This is a genomic window from Enterobacter sp. HG048 (genome assembly GCF_024702055.1).
In the GTDB taxonomy this organism is placed as follows: domain Bacteria; phylum Pseudomonadota; class Gammaproteobacteria; order Enterobacterales; family Enterobacteriaceae; genus Enterobacter; species Enterobacter dykesii.
Map to the genome: position 1 here is coordinate 1 of NZ_JANLIZ010000019.1, position 14,180 is coordinate 14,180.

Consider the following 14,180-nt stretch of genomic DNA (forward strand, 5'->3'; position numbering starts at 1 on the left):
ATTTGCCTGGCGGCTTTAGCGCGGTGGTCCCACCTGACCCCATGCCGAACTCAGAAGTGAAACGCCGTAGCGCCGATGGTAGTGTGGGGTCTCCCCATGTGAGAGTAGGGAACTGCCAGGCATCAATTAGAAGAACCCCGTACCGTAAGGTGCGGGGTTTTTTGCTTTGTGCTTACCCTCTCTGGCCTTTCTCTTAATCCCTTATCCTGCTAATGGAATGTGTGATCCCTGTCGCAATGTTATTTATAACAAAATTATAACATTTCATTTACGAGGTAATTGAGTCTCCTGGCTCAATACGCCGCTGTTTATGGCAGGAGCATAATCACAATGACAGAAAGCATTACATCAAACGGGACGCTGGCTAACAGTGATACCCGAAGAAGGGTATGGGCAATCGTCAGCGCCTCTTCAGGGAATCTGGTTGAATGGTTCGACTTTTACGTCTACTCATTCTGTTCACTCTACTTCGCACATATTTTTTTCCCATCCGGCAACACCACAACGCAGCTGCTACAAACGGCGGGGGTTTTTGCTGCAGGGTTTTTAATGCGGCCCATTGGGGGCTGGCTGTTCGGCCGCATTGCGGATCGTCGCGGTCGTAAGGCTTCTATGCTGATCTCGGTGTGCATGATGTGTTTTGGTTCTCTGGTGATCGCCTGCTTACCGGGATATGAATCGATTGGCACCTGGGCACCGGCGCTACTGTTACTGGCCCGCTTATTTCAGGGATTATCGGTGGGCGGTGAATACGGTACCAGTGCGACCTACATGAGTGAGATTGCACTGGAAGGCCGTAAAGGTTTTTACGCCTCATTCCAGTACGTCACGCTGATTGGTGGTCAACTGCTGGCCATTCTTGTGGTGGTGATCCTGCAGCAAATTCTGACGGACGAACAACTTCATGCCTGGGGATGGCGAATTCCTTTCGCGATGGGCGCAGTACTGGCGGTTGTCGCACTTTGGCTACGCCGTCAGTTAGATGAAACCTCTCAGAAGGAAGTCAGAACGCTGAAGGAGGCGGGAACATTCAAAGGGTTATGGCGTAACCGAAAAGCTTTCCTTATGGTGCTGGGCTTTACTGCGGGTGGCTCTCTCAGTTTCTACACGTTCACGACCTATATGCAGAAGTACCTGGTGAACACCACCGGCATGCACGCAAACGTTGCCAGCGTAGTCATGACCGTGGCGCTGTTTGTCTTTATGCTCATACAACCCATTATCGGCGCGTTCTCGGATAAAATCGGTCGACGTACGTCGATGCTGATTTTTGGCGGCCTGTCGGCGTTATGTACCGTACCTATTCTGTCTGCCCTTCAGCATGTGACTTCGCCGTATGCGGCGTTTGCGCTGGTGATGCTGGCGATGGTGATTGTCAGTTTCTATACTTCTATCAGTGGGATACTGAAAGCTGAAATGTTCCCTGCGCAGGTACGTGCTTTAGGGGTAGGGCTCTCTTATGCGGTAGCTAATGCGTTGTTTGGCGGATCGGCGGAGTACGTTGCGTTGTCGCTTAAATCATGGGGAAGTGAAACGACATTCTTCTGGTACGTAACGATAATGGGCGCACTGGCTTTTATTGTTTCCCTGATGCTGCATCGCAAAGGGAAAGGCATTCGACTTTAATAGCGCGCCATCTACCACACGGCATAGCCGGTCGTTGCGCCGGCGACATCCCAGGCGAAATCTTTCCAGCTCCAGCCGCTCCCTGCGGGGCGGCTATCCCACAGTTCTTTTGATGCTCCAAGACTGACTGAGAACATCAACCCAATTGCCGCACTGCGATCCCGGCTGTATCCCTGATGCTGCGCATATTCATTACCGGCTGCGGACAACATCGCGGAAGCGAGGAAATGCTGGGCTTTATCCTGTCCAGACCAGTTATCGTTGGCCATATGGCTACAGCCGCTCAGAAAGAAGACGCTCAGTAACAGAGGAATACGCATCAACGGGCTCCATAAAAAAGCCCTGCGGGTGGCAGGGCCTGGATATTACAGAATACGGCTGATAAGTCGGTCGATACGGATACGACGTAAGCGGCGGATAAGCTTGCGGACTTTCACCGGGTAATCGGCAATGCTCTGCAATTCGCGGTAATGATTCACCACAGTGGTATGCGTGCGAATCAGCTCCAGCTCACGTTCACGCTGTGCGGCTAACTCATGCTGCGGGTCATGGATCAGGATAGCGTTTTCCAGATCCAGTCGCCACGCGCGTGGGTTGAGGTTGTTACCGGTCAGCAGCATCCACTCATCGTCGACCCACATGCCTTTAAGATGGTAACTGTTGTCTTCGTCTTTCCAGAGGCGTACTACCAGCTGGTCAGTGTTGACGTAATACTGTAAACGGCTCAGGAAACGGCGCAGGTTAATCTCATACAGATAAGGCAGCGCACCGATGATTTTGAACGGCTGATCTTCAGGAATGAAGAAGTCGTTTGCGGTTTTATCACCAACGATGATTTCCACTTTTTTACCGTCCCGCAGCAGCTGAATGATATTACGCACCAGCACGGCAGGAAGGTTGAAGTACGGCGTACAGATGGTGAGTTTCTGCTCCGCGCACGGCATCAGATGGAAGATCGTTTTGTTCAGCTGGCTTGATTTGCCGAGCCCTACCAGCGGGGTAACGGATAGCTCTTCGTTATTCGCATCGCCCTGGAAATGATAGACCGCATCACGCAGCTCCTGGCGGAAGGCTCGAACATCGTTTTTGATTTCCGGGCTTTTAGGACGTTCAGGATCGTCAAGGCGATTAACACCGCGGCCATGGACCAGATTTTTATCAACCCAGTTAAACATGATATCGGCCATCTGCGGATTACGGATCAGATGGTAGCGGTCGTAGCGATATTTATCGAGCTGATGAAGGTAAACATCATTCAGACTTGCGCCGCTGTAAAGCACGCTGTCATCAATGATGAATCCCTTGAAATGAAGGACGCCGAGCGCTTCACGGGTATTAACCGGGACGCCATAAACAGGCACATCAACGCCAGGATTTTCCTGCGCCGTGCGGCAATACCAGTCAGCATTGGTGTTCGAGGCGGCAGCGCCGATACGGCCACGCTGAGCGCGATGCCAGTCTACCAGTACGCGAACATCAAGTTCCGGACGCTGACGTTTGGCTTCATAGAGCGCGTTCAGGATCGCGCGCCCGCCTTCATCCTGTTCAAGATAGAGCGCTACAATGCAAATGCGTCGCGTGGCGCTGGCAATCTTTTCCAGAAGCGTCTCCCGAAAATGAGCGGGAGCGTAAAAGAACTCTACATCATCAACTGACTGAGAAATCTTCGGTAGTTGAGCAAGGTGTTGTTGATGTTTATTACGCTTAAATTTTGACAACATCACAGTGCGTTTCTTCTCTGTTCATTGAAGGGTTGTCTGTACCATGCAAACAACATAAGCGGACAATGATACCACCAGTCCCGTCCAAAGTGGGTAACATTTCCAGTAGCTTACTCGCGTTTGTCTGCTGATGTCAGACTGAGGGACAAGGCCACAATACCTTCGTCCAGCTGAATATCAACGTCAAACCCAAGTTTTCGCGCCAGGGTCACCATACCGCGATTGTTAGGCATAGTAATGCCATTGAGGCGTAACAATCCGTGATCTCGCGTATAACCGATGAGTTTTTCCAGCAGCCGTCTTCCCATACCCAGGCCTTTAAGATCGGAGCGCACCAGCACCGCAAACTCCGCATCAACGTTATCCGGGTCCGAAATCGCACGCGTGACGCCGAGGATCTCATCACCCTTATCGGCGCGACGAACGGCAACAAACGCCATTTCTCGATCGTAGTCGATCTGGGTCATATTGGCTAAATCATCGTGGGTAAATTCGTTGATTTCGCTAAAATAGCGATAATAAAGATCCTCTTTCGTGACCTGAGAGATAAAGGCCCGCAGCTGAGGCTCATCTTCCGGCAGAATAGGGCGGAACAAGGCGCGTTCTCCATTCTTCATCTCAACCCACTCCTCCAGCTGCAGGGGATACGGGCGGATCGCCAGACGGCTCTCTCTGTCTCCTTCGAATGGTGCGATATCCAGGGTTACGTCCAGCGCCGTAAACTCATTGCCCGAGGCGAGCAGCGGATGAATGTCCAGCCGCTGAATTTCGGCACAATCCACAATCAGGTTAGACACCTGCACCAGGAACTGACTTAACCCGGCAATATCAAGCGGGCGCAGCGCACTCCGGCCACGGATCTTTTTACTTTTAATCGCCTGGATGATCAGATAGCGCGCCAGGTTCATGTTCAGCGGCGGTAGCGCCACGACGGCCTGCTCCTCCGGGCGCCACTCTACGCCACCTTCCCCCAGCATGATGAGCGGGCCGAAGACGGGATCGTGTTCGACCACTACCCGTAATTCCTGAGCCCCTGCGCGGTTGGCCATGCTTTGCACCAGCAATCCGTGGATCCTTGCCTGCGGCCAGGCCATTTTGACCCGGTCGAAAATGGCATCAGCTGCCTGCTGCACCTCAGTCGCCGTACGCAGGTATAACATAACCCCCTGAACATCAGACTTATGCGGGATATCCGGGGAGCGGAGCTTCAGGGCCACCGGATAGCCAATCTGTTCGGCTATATGAACGGCCTCTGCGCTGTCGCTGGCGATCCAGGTCGGCAGGGTTTGCATCCCGTAGCTGCCCAGAATGGGCTGGACCTCATGCGTATCAAGCGAGGTCGCGCCTTCTTCAATGGCCTGCTGCAACAGCCGGTGAACGTCGACGGTGTTCGCCGTCAGATTCCCCGGCAAAGCCGGCGTCTCACGCAGTTGTTTCTGGTTGCGGCGATATTCCACCATATGCATAAACGCGGTGATGGTGCCTTCCGGCGTGCGGTAGGTTGGCAGCCCGGCCTCGCTGAACAAGCGCCGCGCCTCCTGAGACGAAAACTCACCGCACCAGTTGGTGAGCAGGGTAACGTATTTACCGCGTGGATGGTTGCGCACGGTGTCAATCAGAGCGCGCGCGCTTTCACTACCCGGCGCGACCGCGCTGGGGGAGTGGATAATCATCAGCGCATCGAAATCCGGGCTATCCAGCAAAATGGAGATCGCCCTGATATAGCGGTCGCTGCTGGCGTCATCGCGCAAATCAAGAGGATTGCCGGGCGTCACGCTGGTCGGAAGCGCTTCTTTCAGGCGCTGCAGCGTCTCTTCACTCAGCGTTGCCAGCTTGCCGAAGCGGCGCCACAACTCGTCAAGCGCGAGCGCGGCAGGGGCCGCACCGTTACTGACAATCATTAGCTTCTCGCCCCGCAACGGGCGCATATGGCTTAACGTCTCAACGGCGGAAAAAAGCTCGTGCGTATCCTGTACCCGCAGCAACCCCGCGCGCTGAATGGCGGCGTCCCATGCGGGATCCATACCGGAATGCGAATGGAGTAGACGCTGTGCCGCAGGGCTTCGTCCGCTTTTGATCACCAGGATCGGCTTATTGCGCGAAGCGCTTCGAGAAGCCGAGACAAAACGACGCGCGTCGCTGAGGTGCTCAAGATAAAGCAGGATCGCGCTGGTTTTGCCGTCACGTGCCAGAAAATCCAGTAGCTCATCAACGTCGATATCCAGGCTGTCGCCCAGGGCAATGAAGTAGGAGAATCCCATTTCACGCTGCTGCGCCCAGTCGAGGATGGTGTTCGATACCGCAGCCGACTGCGAGATAAACGCCAGTTTGCCTTTGCGGATCGGAACCGGAGAGAAACTTGCATTCAGCCCCTGCCAGGGGGCGAGAAGGCCCAGACTGTTTGGCCCAAGAATGCGCATTTGATAGCGGCTGGCGCAGGCCAGAAGCTCGGCTTTCTGTTCAGGCGGAGACGAGAGAATAATGCAGGTTTTACACCCTTTCTTGCCGAGTGATTCCAGCAGTTCCAGGTTACGCTTCGCGTTTGTACAAAGTACGGCAAGATCCGGCACGAAAGGCAGGCTCTGTACATCAGGCCATGCAAGCACTCCCTGAACCGCCTTATACGACGGCGTGACGGGCATGACGGGACCATTAAATCCCCCGGCCAGCAGGTTGCGCATCATCAAATAGCCAGCACGATCCGGTTTCATTGATGCGCCGATGACGGCAATGGATTTAGGACGAAGTAGCGCTTCTAACCCTCGCTGGCTCATGCAGGCCTCCTGTGAATGCAAGCGACCTGATGATTTTAAACGCTTTCTGGCTCGGGTGCTGTGACGCTGCCCTTATGAACGGTTTTTCCCGCCAGATAGCGCTCCCGGAAGCATGAGAAATGGTTGCCCAGGGCGCCAGCCGCAGCGGTATCGCCCGCTAAATCCAGAAGTGCGATGGCCACTTCGGCGGTGCAGTATTGTCCTTCAGCATGCGCTTCACGCAGGCGGTAGGTGGAGACGCGAGAAAGGTCGACAGAAATGACCGGCAGCGCGTCGAGATAGGGGCTTTTGCGAAACATTTTTCGCGCTTCGGTCCAGGTGCCGTCCAGCATGATAAACAGCGGGGGTTTACCGGATGGCGGCGTTGAAAGCACCTGGCGCTCCGCGCCTGCATAAGACGCGGGGAAAACGACCATCGGCTGATAGTCGGGGCTGGTCACTAAATCGAGCAGGGCCTGGGGCGGCTCCGTACGGGACCATTGAAACGCGGAGGTATCCGGCAGAATATCCGCGATAAGACGCCCCGTATTGCTGGGTTTCATCGGCTCGGTATCGAACATGACCAGACAAAAACGGCTTTCCGCCGTACTCGGAGCGAGCGTCTCGCACAGACAAACCTTCAGCGGCAGCAGGCAGCGCTGACAGCGGCGAATACGGTTGCCTCGGGCGAGGAACGGTCGTGTGGCGCGCGCAAGGCGTTCGGCGCGTAATTTAAGGACAGCGTTATCAGTCATGAGCGAAATGCAGGAAAAACGCTATTTTCGCAGAGGCGGGAGCGGGGCACAAGACGTGCCCCGTGAATGTTACAGCGACTCGTTTAACCAGCTTTCAAAAGGCGCTTTTGGAACCGCACCGTTGAGCATATCGATCGCTTCGCCATTTTTGAAAATCATAATGGTCGGGATGCTGCGAATACGAAAACGTGCGCTCAGTTCGGGTTCGGCTTCGGTATTGACCTTAACGAACCGCATTTTTCCGCTACGCTCTTCGGCCACATCTTCGAAGATCGGCGCGAAGCTACGGCATGGGCCGCACCATGGCGCCCAGAAATCGATCACGACAGGAAGATCGTCCTTAAGGAGTTTGTCCAGCGTAGCACCCGTCGCGTTAATGACCTCGCCATCAAACAATTCATGGCCGCAGCGTCCGCATTTCGCACCATCTTCAATCCGATCGTCCGGAATGCGGTTAAGAGCCTGACAGTTGGCACATACGGTATTCATAACTAACCTCTGATAGAGCCGTGGGACAGCGGCACAACGCCGATAATGTTTCTAATATGTTACATATTATCAATGAGCCTGTTTGAAACAACAATGCGTTTTATTCAATGAGAACAATAGTCACAGGCTTTTGTACGAAATTATGGCTATGCGCTGGCACATCGGGTAATCTGCGCGCTTCGCGCAGCGCTGGTGGAGAAAAGCATGAACGACGAAATGAAAAACAAAAGCGGCAAGGTCAAAGTGATGTATGTCCGCAGTGATGATGACTCTGATAAACGCACCCAAAATCCGCGTACCGGAAAAGGTGGCGGGCGTCCGGCGTCTTCTCGTGCAGACGGTGGCCGTCGCCCCGCCCGCGATGACAGAAATAACCGCGGTGATGACCGCAAACGTGACGATCGCAAACGCGATGACCGTCCGCGTTCCGACCGCCCACGCAGTGACCGTCCACGCGACGATCGTCCGCGTGATGATTTCTCACGTGATAACGCCTCCCCGTGGCGCACCGTTTCTCGTGCCCCTGGCGACGAAACGCCAGAAAAGGCCGATCACGGCGGTATCAGCGGTAAAAGCTTTATCGACCCGGAAGTACTGCGCCGTCAGCGTGCGGAAGAGACCCGCGTGTATGGCGAGAACGCCTGCCAGGCGCTGTTCCAGAGCCGTCCTGAATGTATCGTCCGCGCCTGGTTTATCCAGAGCGTGACCCCGCGCTTTAAAGAAGCGCTGCGCTGGATGGCCGCGAACCGTAAAGCCTACCACGTGGTGGATGATGCGGAGCTGACCAAAGCGTCCGGCACTGAACACCACGGCGGCGTCTGCTTCCTGATCAAAAAGCGTAACGGCACCACCGTGCAGCAGTGGGTCAGCCAGGCGGATGCCGATGACTGCGTGCTGGCGCTGGAAGATGTGGGCAACCCGCACAACCTGGGCGCAATGATGCGCAGCTGCGCGCACTTTGGCGTGAAAGGCGTGCTGTTGCAGGATGCCGCGCTACTGGAATCCGGTGCCGCGATCCGTACTGCGGAAGGCGGAGCCGAGCACGTACAGCCGATCACCGGCGACAGCGTTCTGGACGCCCTCGAGCAGTTCCGTAAAGCGGGTTATTCCATCGTGACCACCTCGAGCCATGCCGGTACGCCGCTTTTTAAAGCGACGTTGCCGCGCAAAATGGTGCTGGTATTAGGTCAGGAACGTGATGGTCTGTCTGACGCGGCGCTCTCCAGTGCGGATCTGAGCGTCTCTATCGACGGAACTGGCAATGTGGAAAGTCTGAACGTATCCGTTGCGACCGGCGTACTGCTGGCCGAATGGTGGCGTCAGAACAAGGCATAAGCCTCTTAATGTGCCGGGTCAGGCCCGGCACATTCAAATCCTACTCGCTCTCTGCCGGTAATACAGGCATCCAGTCAATTGGCTTTTCGCCACGTTTTTCCAGCCATTCATTCGCCAGAACAAAATGATTACTGCCAAAGAAACCGCGATGTGCAGACAGCGGTGACGGGTGCGGTGCTTTCAGCACGTGATGACGCTGACGATCGATAATCGCCCCTTTCTTCTGCGCGTGAGAACCCCAGAGTAAAAACACCACCCCTTCACGATGCTCGTTGATAAGGCTGATAACCTTATCGGTAAACGTCTCCCAGCCAAGACTGGCGTGCGAGTGCGCCTGACCCGCCCGTACGGTAAGCACCGTATTCAGTAACAGTACGCCCTGGCGCGCCCAGCTTTCCAGGTAACCGTGGTTTGGCCGGGTAAACCCGGGCACGGTTCCCTCAAGCTCTTTATACATGTTGAGCAGAGAAGGGGGTATAGCCACACCCGGACGAACGGAAAACGCCAGCCCATGCGCCTGCCCGGGGCCGTGATAGGGATCCTGACCCAGAATGACCACTTTCACATCGCTCAGTTCGGTGTAGCGAAAGGCGTTGAACACGTCTTTCTGCGGCGGGTAAATCGTCTGTCCGGACTGACGCTCAGCGGCAACGGTGCTGAGCGTATTGATAAAATAAGGCTGCTGCTTTTCTTCTGCCAGCACGTCATGCCAGGTTAAAGGTGTCGTCATCTCGCTCTCCTGCGAATCTCAATCTGTGACTAGCTTACCTGTTTCACCCCGGTGAGCAAAATTACGCGCTGAAATACGTGCTAAGTGGCTAAATTTATTTTGAAAATATGCAGGGTGAGTTGAATTGGTAAGACTGTGAAATTGATCTGAAACAATAAATTAAAACCATACTCTTTATGTGGTTGGTGTTTTTGTTGATTTAAATCAATAAATCACCGGGGTGTGAATGTTATATATACACACAAGAAACAATGGTTTTACCAATTGGCCGCGAACGGCCAGCATCAGTTAATGTAGCCTAGGGAGGCAACACATGATTACAGGTATCCAGATTACTAAAGCTGCAAATGACGATCTGCTCAACTCTTTCTGGCTGCTGGACAGCGAGAAGAACGAAGCGCGCTGCGTCGTTGCGAAAGCGGGTTTTGCTGAAGATGAAATCGTGCCGGTGAACAAACTGGGCGAAATCGAATACCGTGAAATTCCAATGGAAGTGAAACCGGAAGTGCGCGTGGAAGGGGGTCAGCACCTGAACGTTAACGTGCTACGCCGCGAAACGCTGATGGATGCCGTTGAGCACCCAGAAAAATACCCACAGCTGACTATCCGCGTGTCCGGCTATGCGGTTCGCTTTAACTCACTGACTCCAGAACAGCAGCGCGACGTTATCGCTCGTACCTTTACTGAAAGCCTGTAAGGGCTTCAGCAGGGGGGAATAAAAAAGCCGGGGATTTCCCCGGCTTTTTTTTACTCTTCAGTTTTCGTCTCTGGTGCGGCAGAGCTTGGCTTACGGCGCTTACCAATGTTTTTGGTATCGCGGTGGCGCTGCTTCACGCGCGGTTTCTCTTTTTCTTTCTCTTTTCTCTCCGCACGTTTTGCGAGCGCTTTCTTGGACGGTTTACCCGTCATCTTTTCACTCGGCGCACGCGTGGTCGGGCGGAGTTCGTCAATCACGCGCGCTTTCAGCGGCTCATCAACATAGCGGCCAATCTTCTGCAGCAGCAGGTAGTCATGCGCTTCGACCAGTGAAATCGCAATCCCTTTGCGGCCCGCGCGGCCGGTACGGCCAATACGGTGCAGGTAGGTATCTCCGCTGCGCGGCATATCGAAGTTAATGACGTGGCTGACGTCCGGGATGTCGATCCCGCGTGCGGCTACGTCTGTCGCAACCAGTACGTTAACGCGACCGTCGGTCAGGCGCTTGATGCCTTCGGTACGCTTGATCTGCGCCATCTCGCCTTCAAGATAGCAGTTGTTGATCCCGGCGTTACGCAGCATTTCAGCCAGCTCGTGCACGCGCTCGCGCTTGCGCACAAATACGATTGTGCGCAGCGCATCTTCCTGCTTCAGCAGGTGTTTCAGCAATTCGACCTTGTGCTCGAGGTTGTCCGCGCGGTAGTACCACTGGTGGATCTTCTTACGCTCGCGGGTGGACGGCGTCGCCGAGACTTCCACCGGATCTTCCAGCAGACGCTCCGCGAAGTCTTTGATTGCTTCCCCTTCGAGGGTGGCAGAGAACAGCATCGTCTGGTTACGCCAGCGCGTTTCTCCTGCAATGTGCTCGATATCCTGTGCGAAGCCCATGTCCAGCATGCGGTCGGCCTCGTCGAGGATCAGCGTTTCAACCGCGCGGCAGTCGAAGTTCTCTTCTTTAATGTACTGCAGCAGGCGGCCCGTCGTTGCAACGACGATGTCCTGGTTTTCGCTGAACACTTCGGCGTGGTTCATATACGCAACGCCGCCGGTGATGGTGGCGATATCCAGATGAGTATTTGCCGCGAGTTCACGCGCGTGATCGGCAACCTGCATTGCCAGTTCGCGCGTAGGCGTCAGGATCAAAATACGCGGCGGGCCAGATTTTTTACGCGGAAAGTCGAGCAGATGCTGCAACACAGGCAGCAAATAGGCTGCTGTCTTCCCCGTGCCGGTTGGCGCAGAACCGAGCACATCGCGGCCCTCAAGCGCAGGCGGAATGGCCGCTGCCTGAATGGCGGTCGGGCGTGTAAAGCCTTTGCTCTCAAGTGCATTGAGCAGGCTTTCATCGAGTTCAAGTTCGGAAAAAGTCGTTACAGTCATGTTCTACCTCTGTGTGGGGCGCTGATTATAGACGTTACGGCTGTAATCTTCATCTGTTTGTATGGATATCGCTTTTCGGCCACTTCGCTTTCCCCTATGCTACTCCAGTTTCACTTAGAAGGTTGTCCTGACATGTCTCAACTCAAAGCGCAGCTGCGCCGCGATGGTTTTACCTTTAAACAATTTTTTGTCGCCCACGATCGCTGTGCCATGAAGGTCGGTACAGACGGTATTTTACTGGGAGCGTGGGCGCCTGTCGCAGGTGTTAAGCGTATTCTTGATATCGGTACCGGCAGCGGGCTGGTGGCGTTGATGCTGGCGCAGCGTACGGAAGAACATGTCATCATTGATGCCGTCGAACTGGACGCGCAGGCCGCAGAGCAGGCGAGTGACAATATGGCCGAATCCCCCTGGGCTGCCCGCATGAAAGTGTACTGCGCAGATGTGCTCGCCTGGGCGCCTGAACAAACCGCACGTTACGATTTGATCGTCAGCAACCCTCCCTACTACGAACCCGGCGTTGAGTGCGGGACACCCGAGCGTGAACAGGCGCGTTATACCGGCTCCCTCGATCATAAAGCGCTGCTCACCAGTGCGGCAGAACTCATCTCCGAAGAAGGTTTTTTCTGCGTGGTCCTGCCTGAGAGTACCGGCAACACGTTTATCAGTATCGCGCAGGAGATCGGCTGGACGTTACGTCTGCGTACCGATATTTCGGATACGGAAGGACGACTGCCGCACCGCGTGCTGCTGGCGCTCTCGCCAAAAGAGGGTGAATGCTTTAATGACCGAATGGTGATCCGTGGGCCAGACCAGCGTTATTCCGAAGATTACACTGCCCTGACCCAAGTGTTTTATCTGTTTATGTAAACCTGCGGGGCGAGTATCGACGGGCCGGACTCAGCCAGCTGATCCGGGTAGTCCAGGGTATAGTGCAGCCCGCGGCTCTCTTTACGCATCATCGCGCAGCGAACAATCAGCTCGGCAACCTGCACCAGATTGCGCAGCTCCAGCAGGTTATTGGATACGCGGAAATTGGCATAATACTCATCAATTTCCTGCTGCAGCATGGTGATGCGGCGCAAGGCGCGTTCCAGGCGTTTCGTGGTGCGCACAATCCCCACGTAGTCCCACATAAACAGCCGTAGCTCATGCCAGTTGTGCTGGATCACAACCAGCTCGTCCGGGTTATCCACGCGGCTTTCATCCCAGGCAGGCAGGTGCTCTGTCTCGCGGGCGTAAGGCATGCGCTTCGAGATGTCTTCCGCCGCTGACCAGCCGTACACCAGACACTCAAGCAGCGAGTTAGAGGCCATACGGTTCGCGCCGTGAAGTCCGGTATAGCTGACCTCACCGATAGCATACAGACCGTCTACATCAGTACGTCCATGATCGTCAACCATTACGCCGCCGCAGGTATAGTGTGCCGCTGGCACAATGGGCACGGGGTCGCGCGTTAAATCAATGCCAAGACTGAGCAGCTTTTCGTAAATCATCGGGAAATGCTGGCGAATGAACTCTGCTGGCTTATGGCTGATATCCAGAAACATGCAGTCCACGCCAAGACGCTTCATTTCATGGTCGATGGCGCGAGCAACGATATCGCGCGGGGCCAGTTCGCCCCGGGCGTCAAAGTCGGGCATAAAGCGGGAGCCATCAGGGCGTTTCAGATAAGCGCCTTCACCGCGCAGGGCTTCCGTCAGCAGGAAGTTGCGCGCCTGAGGGTGGAACAGGGCGGTGGGGTGAAACTGATTAAACTCGAGATTCGCCACCCGGCAGCCTGCGCGCCAGGCCATAGCGATACCGTCTCCGGAGGCAATGTCCGGGTTCGTGGTGTACTGATACACTTTAGAGGCGCCGCCCGTCGCCAGGACTACAGCCTTTGCCTGACAGGTTTCCACCTTCTCTTTATTTCGGTTCCAGACCCAGGCGCCCACCACGCGACGCGTGCCGGGCAGGCCAATCTTGTCAGAGATAATCAGGTCAACGGCATTGCTTCGCTCGAGAACCCGAATATTAGGATGGTTCAGCGCTTTGCTGACCAGCGTGGTTTCCACTTCTTTTCCGGTGGCATCCGCTGCGTGCAGGATGCGGCGGTGGCTATGGCCGCCTTCGCGAGTCAGGTGGTAGCTCTCTTCACCGTTCGGTTGAACCTGAGTATCGAACAAGACGCCCTGGTCGATGAGCCACTGAACGCAGTGACGGGCATTGCTGGCGACAAACTCTGCGGCGTGTGCATCCACGATCCCGGCCCCGGCAATGAGCGTATCTTCGACGTGAGAAGCAATGCTGTCTGTCTCATCAAACACGGCGGCAATGCCGCCCTGGGCATAAAACGTGGAACCTTCACTTATCGGTCCTTTACTCAGAACGATAACGTTTTGATGCTCGGCCAGGCGCAGCGCCAGAGAGAGACCGGCAGCGCCGCTGCCGATGATCAGTACATCACAATGGAGTTCAGATGTTGTGTTCATGATTGTTGTTTAATTTACTAAACAGTGTTGGGTCAGAATAGCACCTGAATGCGATTTATCGCACGTATTTTTTTAGAGGCTGTCGCAATGGCTAAACGCGTAAGCGGAGGTAAACGGAGGGTAAATGAGTGAAATTATTTTGCGAAGCAGATCGTTAGCGTCAGATTTTGTGGTGAAATAAAGCCTGTGTTGCGTTACTCTTCTGGCGGGAAAAAGATGTT

12 protein-coding genes and 1 rRNA gene are annotated in these 14,180 nt (G+C 54.9%); 5 read left to right on the forward strand and 8 right to left on the reverse strand.

Translation table 11 applies throughout. The features are described 5' to 3' along the window. Window positions 1-5 precede the first annotated feature (5 nt). Window positions 6-121: ribosomal RNA gene (rrf, locus tag NUX24_RS18550) — 5S ribosomal RNA — on the forward strand. Window positions 122-330: 209 nt separating this feature from the next. Further along, complete coding sequence (locus NUX24_RS18555; RefSeq protein ID WP_257833328.1) at window positions 331-1,626, forward strand: MFS transporter; 1,296 nt, start codon at window positions 331-333, stop codon at window positions 1,624-1,626. 11 nt (window positions 1,627-1,637) lie between these two features. Here the strand turns inward: NUX24_RS18555 and NUX24_RS18560 are convergent, their stop codons facing one another. The 5 genes from NUX24_RS18560 to trxC form a co-directional block, all read right to left on the reverse strand. After that, on the reverse strand, window positions 1,638-1,946 hold the full coding sequence (locus tag NUX24_RS18560; protein WP_257833330.1) for a YfiM family lipoprotein: 309 nt from the start codon (window positions 1,944-1,946) through the stop codon (window positions 1,638-1,640). Window positions 1,947-1,991: 45 nt separating this feature from the next. Then, window positions 1,992-3,347 carry a CDP-diacylglycerol--serine O-phosphatidyltransferase gene (gene pssA / locus NUX24_RS18565; protein ID WP_059312560.1) on the reverse strand — a complete coding sequence of 452 codons (1,356 nt, stop codon included), beginning with the start codon at window positions 3,345-3,347 and terminating at the stop codon, window positions 1,992-1,994. A 110-nt stretch (window positions 3,348-3,457) separates the two neighbouring features. Continuing rightward, window positions 3,458-6,121 (reverse strand): protein lysine acetyltransferase, encoded by a 2,664-nt coding sequence (gene pat, locus NUX24_RS18575; protein ID WP_257833332.1) that lies wholly within the window; start codon window positions 6,119-6,121, stop codon window positions 3,458-3,460. A 35-nt stretch (window positions 6,122-6,156) separates the two neighbouring features. Then, window positions 6,157-6,855, reverse strand: coding sequence for a tRNA-uridine aminocarboxypropyltransferase (tapT, locus tag NUX24_RS18580; RefSeq protein WP_257833335.1), 699 nt, complete (start codon window positions 6,853-6,855; stop codon window positions 6,157-6,159). A 69-nt stretch (window positions 6,856-6,924) separates the two neighbouring features. Then, complete coding sequence (trxC, locus tag NUX24_RS18585; protein WP_047652711.1) at window positions 6,925-7,344, reverse strand: thioredoxin TrxC; 420 nt, start codon at window positions 7,342-7,344, stop codon at window positions 6,925-6,927. A 204-nt stretch (window positions 7,345-7,548) separates the two neighbouring features. Here trxC and NUX24_RS18590 point away from each other — a divergent pair, with 204 nt between their 5' ends. Then, on the forward strand, window positions 7,549-8,679 hold the full coding sequence (locus NUX24_RS18590) for a tRNA/rRNA methyltransferase (RefSeq protein ID WP_023308857.1): 1,131 nt from the start codon (window positions 7,549-7,551) through the stop codon (window positions 8,677-8,679). 40 nt (window positions 8,680-8,719) lie between these two features. Here NUX24_RS18590 and ung read toward each other — a convergent pair whose 3' ends face one another. Next, the gene (gene ung / locus NUX24_RS18595; RefSeq protein ID WP_214576858.1) at window positions 8,720-9,409 is read right to left on the reverse strand and encodes a uracil-DNA glycosylase; all 690 of its coding nucleotides are present in this window, start codon (window positions 9,407-9,409) and stop codon (window positions 8,720-8,722) included. Between the two features lie 313 nt (window positions 9,410-9,722). Between ung and grcA the strand changes: the two genes are divergently transcribed. Next, complete coding sequence (gene grcA / locus NUX24_RS18600) at window positions 9,723-10,106, forward strand: autonomous glycyl radical cofactor GrcA (protein WP_047652709.1); 384 nt, start codon at window positions 9,723-9,725, stop codon at window positions 10,104-10,106. 50 nt (window positions 10,107-10,156) lie between these two features. Here grcA and srmB read toward each other — a convergent pair whose 3' ends face one another. Next, window positions 10,157-11,485, reverse strand: a complete 1,329-nt coding sequence (gene srmB, locus NUX24_RS18605) for an ATP-dependent RNA helicase SrmB (protein ID WP_023308854.1) — start codon at window positions 11,483-11,485, stop codon at window positions 10,157-10,159. Between the two features lie 132 nt (window positions 11,486-11,617). Here srmB and NUX24_RS18610 point away from each other — a divergent pair, with 132 nt between their 5' ends. Next, window positions 11,618-12,355: a tRNA1(Val) (adenine(37)-N6)-methyltransferase gene (locus NUX24_RS18610; protein WP_257833341.1), complete on the forward strand. Its 738-nt coding sequence runs from the start codon at window positions 11,618-11,620 to the stop codon at window positions 12,353-12,355. On the opposite strand, the gene nadB is transcribed toward NUX24_RS18610, so the two are convergent. Next, window positions 12,340-13,959: an L-aspartate oxidase gene (gene nadB, locus NUX24_RS18615; RefSeq protein ID WP_257833343.1), complete on the reverse strand. Its 1,620-nt coding sequence runs from the start codon at window positions 13,957-13,959 to the stop codon at window positions 12,340-12,342. The two genes, NUX24_RS18610 and nadB, sit on opposite strands and share 16 nt — an antisense overlap. Window positions 13,960-14,180 lie beyond the last annotated feature (221 nt).

What these genes read in the sequence shown, in the direction of transcription:
- srmB (WP_023308854.1), bottom strand. Translation starts at nt 11,485, where the DNA reads ATGACTGTAACGACTTTTTCCGAACTTGAACTCGATGAAAGCCTGCTC.
- NUX24_RS18590 (WP_023308857.1), top strand. Translation starts at nt 7,549, where the DNA reads ATGAACGACGAAATGAAAAACAAAAGCGGCAAGGTCAAAGTGATGTAT.
- pssA (WP_059312560.1), bottom strand. Translation starts at nt 3,347, where the DNA reads ATGTTGTCAAAATTTAAGCGTAATAAACATCAACAACACCTTGCTCAA.
- ung (WP_214576858.1), bottom strand. Translation starts at nt 9,409, where the DNA reads ATGACGACACCTTTAACCTGGCATGACGTGCTGGCAGAAGAAAAGCAG.
- NUX24_RS18610 (WP_257833341.1), top strand. Translation starts at nt 11,618, where the DNA reads ATGTCTCAACTCAAAGCGCAGCTGCGCCGCGATGGTTTTACCTTTAAA.
- NUX24_RS18555 (WP_257833328.1), top strand. Translation starts at nt 331, where the DNA reads ATGACAGAAAGCATTACATCAAACGGGACGCTGGCTAACAGTGATACC.
- nadB (WP_257833343.1), bottom strand. Translation starts at nt 13,959, where the DNA reads ATGAACACAACATCTGAACTCCATTGTGATGTACTGATCATCGGCAGC.
- grcA (WP_047652709.1), top strand. Translation starts at nt 9,723, where the DNA reads ATGATTACAGGTATCCAGATTACTAAAGCTGCAAATGACGATCTGCTC.
- tapT (WP_257833335.1), bottom strand. Translation starts at nt 6,855, where the DNA reads ATGACTGATAACGCTGTCCTTAAATTACGCGCCGAACGCCTTGCGCGC.
- trxC (WP_047652711.1), bottom strand. Translation starts at nt 7,344, where the DNA reads ATGAATACCGTATGTGCCAACTGTCAGGCTCTTAACCGCATTCCGGAC.
- NUX24_RS18560 (WP_257833330.1), bottom strand. Translation starts at nt 1,946, where the DNA reads ATGCGTATTCCTCTGTTACTGAGCGTCTTCTTTCTGAGCGGCTGTAGC.
- pat (WP_257833332.1), bottom strand. Translation starts at nt 6,121, where the DNA reads ATGAGCCAGCGAGGGTTAGAAGCGCTACTTCGTCCTAAATCCATTGCC.